Here is a 2177-nt window from a genome sequence, read left to right on the forward strand (position 1 = left end):
GCGCTCAAATATCGCGATGCTCGCATCGTTCGAATGCGCGAATTTCTTCTCCATAGTGGCAATCTCCTTGTTCATAGGGGCGATCTATTGCGAATTGGCAACTTGCACACCGGGGTCCCGGTGAGCACTATTGCGATAGACCACTACTCCGGCGTTGACAGAAACTAACAGCGCCAGATGGGCTGTTTGCGCGAAAGATCTTTCTTAACCGCAGGAATTCGGCATTATTCCTTCAAACTCGGGGAAATACGGCGGATCGCTCGCGAATTGTGGGAAGCGCCTCATTCACGGCGGTCGATGGACGGCGAACGCGTGAACTCTTCAGTTTGTGGTCAGGTGTAGAGATTGGGTTAAGCGCCCATGCGCCTCCGCCCGAAGTCTGGTCGATCATGCTGAGATTGTGATGGTCGCCATCTCTTTGGCTCCGAGCGCCACAATCACGGGGCCTCCTTGACGGCAACTTCCTGGCGCCGGCGACCGTCTAAGGACTCGGTCTCATCACCCTCTCGAGCCCGAAGCGAAGTGTCTCGCTCACTCTGCGGAGATACCAGTGATGTTGCCCTTGTGTATCTCCGCTGCCACCCACCCATCGGCCCGCGACCTCAAACCAGGTCGCATCGGTAAGCCAAATCCCATCTGGCCGTAGCGGGTTGTCGCAGTGCGCCTTCAAGTCCGCCGAACAGCCGAACCTAAACTCGTCGTAGACACGTAGTTCTCCACTGCCGAAAGCTCCACCTATACCGCCAGACACAAGTTGATGAACCGCTGGCCGTCCGACTCGACGACCAGCATGGTATGCACCGCCGCCGCATTGGTCGCGAGATTTGCTCCGTCGTCCTTGGCGGGAATTGGTGCCAATCGCACGTCGTCGACCGGATATGCCAATATGCCTTAGGAAGATCGGGAAGATGCGCCGCCCGACCCAGCCGGCCAGCGCGACTGTGCCGCTCTTGGGCGGCCAAACGGATTCATCCGAGCGGGTGGCGCCGACAGGCAACCACGGCGCTCGCGTTTCCCTGCGATCGAACACCGGTACGCCCGAGCAGTGAAAGGCTAAAGTGCACTCGTCCTAGCGCTCGTGACTTGCTGGCGCGTCGTGCGAGCTCGAGTAGTGCGTGGGCCGCCAACATCCTTTTCCGTTCGCCCCAAGCTTTCGCGTCAGGCGGAGAAGATATGGCCATAGTGTCTTCGCGCATGATCTTCGCTGATGTAGCCCTCATCAAGATCGATTCGAACAGACTCTTCGTCCCGTTCCGGCGGCGGTCCATACCCCCTCCACCACCACATTCCAGCTCGAGAACCGGTCTCGGCAACAAAATAGGCATAGCGCGGATCGGCGAGAGCCCCACGTGCCGGAACTGCCTTCCAACAACCGACCAGCGTCTGGATTTCCGCTCTCCAGTTCCGTCAAACACCCTATCTCGGTGTCCGAAACCGGCAGCAGGCCAGATGTCGTCAACTACCAGATGCCGTAGTATCGGTGCTTGCCCGAAAACTCTAAAAGCATGTAGGTTCAGCGCATTGATCAGGGTACGTCGTCATGCAGAGCAAGGTGACGACGCTCGAGATTTCGAAGTACCTCTGTGCGGCAGAGGAGCTGGAGCGCAAGTCCGGTCTTCATATTACGATGGGCGACGATTTTGAGGAATACGTTGAGATTACCAGCAAACTTCCCGGAAAGACACCGACTCATCCAAGCTTCCGTCCTGGCAGTTCTGTTCTTCCGCCTGGGAAGGCCTTTTGGATCGTCGGGCCGGATCGGGAAGGAAGAGTAGCGCATGCCCAGGCACTGCGTTTAGATCATCTGTCCAACACAGAACTTGCTGAGCACGTTACGTCGCTCAGAGCCTGGTTCGCGGATCCTAACCTCAAAGCCGGGCCTGATTCCTCGTCTCGCTGCGACGCGCCGACTGCGCGCAACATAACCGGGCTGGTCGCGTATCATGGCGATATCTGGTTGCGCGAGGACTTCAGAGGCCGCGGCCTCTCTACCTTTATCGGTCACATTGCATTCGGATACCCGTCGCACAACCCTGATCTCACGCTGCTAAATTCCCGGTATGGGCCTCGCGCTCGTGTTTAAATCCGTCCAATCCTATACGGGAGCCAAAAATGGTCGCCACAAAATTGAATTTCAGCTTGGAAGAATATCGAGCGCGGCTTGGCAAAACGCGCTC

General features: G+C 57.5%; 1 protein-coding gene. It reads left to right on the top strand.

What is annotated here, in order from left to right; all coding sequences use genetic code 11:
* Positions 1-1540: 1540 nt before the first annotated feature.
* The gene (locus AC0L16_RS33330) at positions 1541-2083 is read left to right on the top strand and encodes a hypothetical protein (protein ID WP_473625765.1); all 543 of its coding nucleotides are present in this window, start codon (positions 1541-1543) and stop codon (positions 2081-2083) included.
* The last annotated feature ends 94 nt before the right edge of the window (positions 2084-2177 follow it).

This window comes from Mesorhizobium sp. WSM4848, from assembly GCF_055811375.1.